Raw genomic sequence first — 3,334 nt, 5'->3', positions numbered from 1 at the left:
CCTTAAGATCAATCGCAGACCCATCCCGCAATGCGAGACGGGAAAGAACCAGCCCGACATCAATGATCCGGACCCAGCTTTCATCGCGCCGTCCCGAAATCACCAGCGCGCGCGGATTGTCGGTCAGAAGCGGCAGCGGATCATCTTCGGGCCTGGTCGGGAACACCACATGATGCAAGATATCTCGCGAAGCCAGGTAGTGGATCAGCGCCCGCCAGGTAGTGGCATCATGGGCCACGAAATCGTCGATCTCAGCCCGCCGTTCACTCGCGGTAAACCAGGGGCCGTCGGCCAGGGTATGGAAGCGGAGGAACCCGCGCTCGGCACCCGGCGGGCCGACCACCACGGCATGGAACGGGCCAGCCGAATGACGCTGGCGAAAGGCCTGCATTTCCCACCAGGCATCCCAGCGTTTCAGCGCAGCCGGGCGCGGCGAGGGCGCGGCCTCGGCAATCCTGCGCATCAGGGGCAGATCCACCAGCGGATCGACAAGACGCAGCGGCAGATCCGGCGCCCCGGTGACCAGGCCCGTCCGGGTCAGATCAAGGTCATGACGCACCGACCAGGACGCGATACCATAGCCATAACGCCCGTAAATCCGCGCATCGGACGCGCGCAATCCGGCCAGCGGATAGCCCGCCGCCTGCGCCGCACGCAGCTGCGCGGACAGCAACGCGCGGGCATAACCGCGCCGGTTTACCCCCGGCGCCGTTCCGACATGGGTCACAGCCAGATGCGGCAGGCGGGCGCCGCCTGGCAGCACCACCTCGCTTGCGTAACCATTGGTGACCGCCCGCAACGCATCCCCCTCGAACGCGCCGAGACCATCGCCGGCCTCCAGATACCGCGCCTCCGCCTCTGCATCTGCGCCGCCGATATCGGGCAGGCCCAGCATCGCGCTGCGAAACAAGGCAAAGGCTGCGCGTTTTTCTGCGGCGCTTTGTAACGGGCGGATCAGCAGGCCACCTGTGCCATCATGCGACATGACGCGCCTCGTGTGCCGGGGCGCCCGGATCGGCCAGCAGACCGCGCGACCGCAAAACCCGCGCCGCGCCCTCACCGAAATGCCAGGCCTCCTCCAGATGGGGCTGGCCCGAGAGGATGAAATGGTCAAATCCGGTCTTGTGATAGGTCTCGATCAGATCGGCGACCTGGGCATGGCTGCCCACCAGCGCCGTACCCGCGCCGCCGCGCACAAGGCCGTAACCCGACCAGAGGCCGGGATAAATCTCCAGCTCGCGCGCCGAAGCGGGCAGGCCCTCGCGCCCGGCATGCAGCGCCGACATCTGTGCCTGCGCGGTGGAATCCGATCGCGACAGCAGCTCTCTTGCGCGTGTCACCATACCCGGATCAAGCCCCGCCAGCAACTTGTCGGCCGCCGCCCAGGCTTCGGCCTCGGTATCGCGCGAGATCACATGCAGCCGGATGCCAAATCTGATGTCGCGTTGCCCTTAAATTCGGCACACGGCGCGTTGGGCAGCGTTTGTTGCCCTTAAATGTGACATTCAGACGCCAGCTCGTCGGAGTTTTTCCCTGTTTCGCAGTACAATCCGGTCAACTGCTGCAAGAAGACGGGGTTCCTTTTCAAACGCACGAAGCAAGGCAACTCTTGCGTACCCATCGAGGCCAGTGCTGAACATAGCCGCCTTGGCCAGTGGACGTGACTGAGCTACGGCGATGGCAGCAAGGCAGAAGAGTCTCACGTCGGGCCTGGGACTTTGAAGGGCAAAGGCCGTATCCGCGCGAACCGACTTAAGCGCCTTGGCATAGGTGGCCGCCCGCATGGCGCGTCTATGTTTGTTGGCGCAGTTGGACGTCACTGCGCTTTCGAGCAACCCTGCCCCGCTTCGGGCACGACGCACCAGCTTTTCGGATAGTCGGCTGCGATCAGGCTTGATGAGGATCGACACAAGTCGGGTGCCGCAGATCTGGCAGTCGAATGCCCATAACTTCCGCCACTGTTTGAGCGCTATGCCGCGCCGAGAGCAGTCGGGACAAGATTGGAACGCGACCTGCGCCGTCATCAGGGCTTCGGTCTGGGTCATTGTCCCAAAGGTAAGAGATTGAACAGTTTCAGCGGCAACACGGGCCGCAATCGATATCTTTTCTGCTGTGGTCGCGGCCACCTCAACTTCAAAATCCAGCATGGCGACCTGTCGCGTATCGACTCCGATATGCGCCAAAAGTTCGTCGACCTCACAATGGTTGGTGACCGCCAGTCGCGTGAGCCATCCAGACAGCAGTTCATCTGCAAGGGGCGTGACAGTTTTCGGCAACGGGCGCTGCTTCAAGCTCTGGCCTTCTCGAGCCGCCGTTGGGTATTCGCATGGCGCGACCAAACAGGCGTCCATTTTGCGACGGCATCGTCGGTGATGCATTCCTGCCCTGTGACGATCGCGTCGATGGATAGATCCTTGACCAAGGAAAATATGCGCGAGGTCACCCCGCCGGTCAGCGCCAGTATCTGCTTGAGCGATTTAACCTTCAGATTGGACTTCTTCGCGAGCGGCATGGCCGCGATCAGGGTCTGGATCATGTCCGAGAACTCGGCATCGTCGCGCCAGTTTGGAAGGTGGTGTTCGTCGAGGCGTCGCGCGAGTTGGACATCGCCGCGAATGGCATCGACCGCTTCGCTGACTCCAAAGCAAACCAGCGATGCCTCGAGTTCATTGCTGAGATAACGCAGAACATTCAGGAAGCGGCGCTGTTCGCGATGGGTTCCCGCGAGGAGGTTGTGAACTTCGTCGATCATGATCATCCGAAGCCCGAGGTCGCGAAGAAGGCCAACAACGCGGACCTCAAGCGAGGCGACACTTTGGGCACGCAAGCTTAATGCCGATGACGGAGCGCCGACGGCAGCGAGGATGTGCATATAGAACCGCCGCTCGTCCGGGGCCGGTGGTGCCTGCAAAAGAAGAAGCGGGGTGCGCGTGATACCTGTCTCCGGATCGTATTCCGGCGCGTACCTGCGCGACAGGTTGCGGGCGATCATCGTCTTCCCGATGCCGGAGGCCCCATGCACGAGAAGGCCCGGCATTCGAGTCTGCCGTGGCATTTCGATGAGGCCTTGCAGTCGGTCCAGCACTTGTTCCGCCCGCGGAAAGCCGATCCAGATGTCCGATTGAATGAGGGCGATACGGCCGTCTTCTTCAGTTTCTACCCTCAATTCACCAGCGCTCCACTTTGAACATAGGGCGCGATGTATCACCCGTGTCCACCGGTCGCAGCCCTTCCGATGCCCGATCATCGGCGGCCAGATCCTTCATCGAAGAATTCCTTTCACGGGATCGGCGCTCTGCCTTGGTCAGCGCGCGGCTTTCACCCTCGATTCGGC

Annotated in this window: 4 protein-coding genes; all 4 read right to left on the bottom strand. The window is 62.3% G+C overall.

From position 1 onward, the window contains the following. Positions 1-985, bottom strand: a 985-nt coding sequence (locus KBA48_RS32860) for a GNAT family N-acetyltransferase (protein ID WP_292912877.1), incomplete at its 3' end; no start/stop codon positions are given. Beyond that, a complete protein-coding gene (locus tag KBA48_RS32855) occupies positions 975-1,439 on the bottom strand; it encodes an LLM class flavin-dependent oxidoreductase (RefSeq protein WP_292912878.1) in 465 nt (154 codons plus the stop codon). The genes KBA48_RS32855 and KBA48_RS32860, both read right to left, overlap by 11 nt. Before the next feature lie 66 nt (positions 1,440-1,505). Then, positions 1,506-2,291: a TniQ family protein gene (locus tag KBA48_RS32850; protein WP_292912876.1), complete on the bottom strand. Its 786-nt coding sequence runs from the start codon at positions 2,289-2,291 to the stop codon at positions 1,506-1,508. After that, complete coding sequence (locus tag KBA48_RS32845; protein WP_292912875.1) at positions 2,288-3,166, bottom strand: TniB family NTP-binding protein; 879 nt, start codon at positions 3,164-3,166, stop codon at positions 2,288-2,290. Before KBA48_RS32845 ends, KBA48_RS32850 begins: the two co-directional genes overlap by 4 nt. Positions 3,167-3,334 lie beyond the last annotated feature (168 nt).

The sequence above is a fragment of the Niveispirillum sp. genome, assembly GCF_017996735.1.
Taxonomy (GTDB): Bacteria; Pseudomonadota; Alphaproteobacteria; order Azospirillales; family Azospirillaceae; genus Niveispirillum.
The sequence above is the reverse complement of the archived record's forward strand: the minus strand, read 5'-3'. Positions and strand labels throughout refer to the sequence as shown.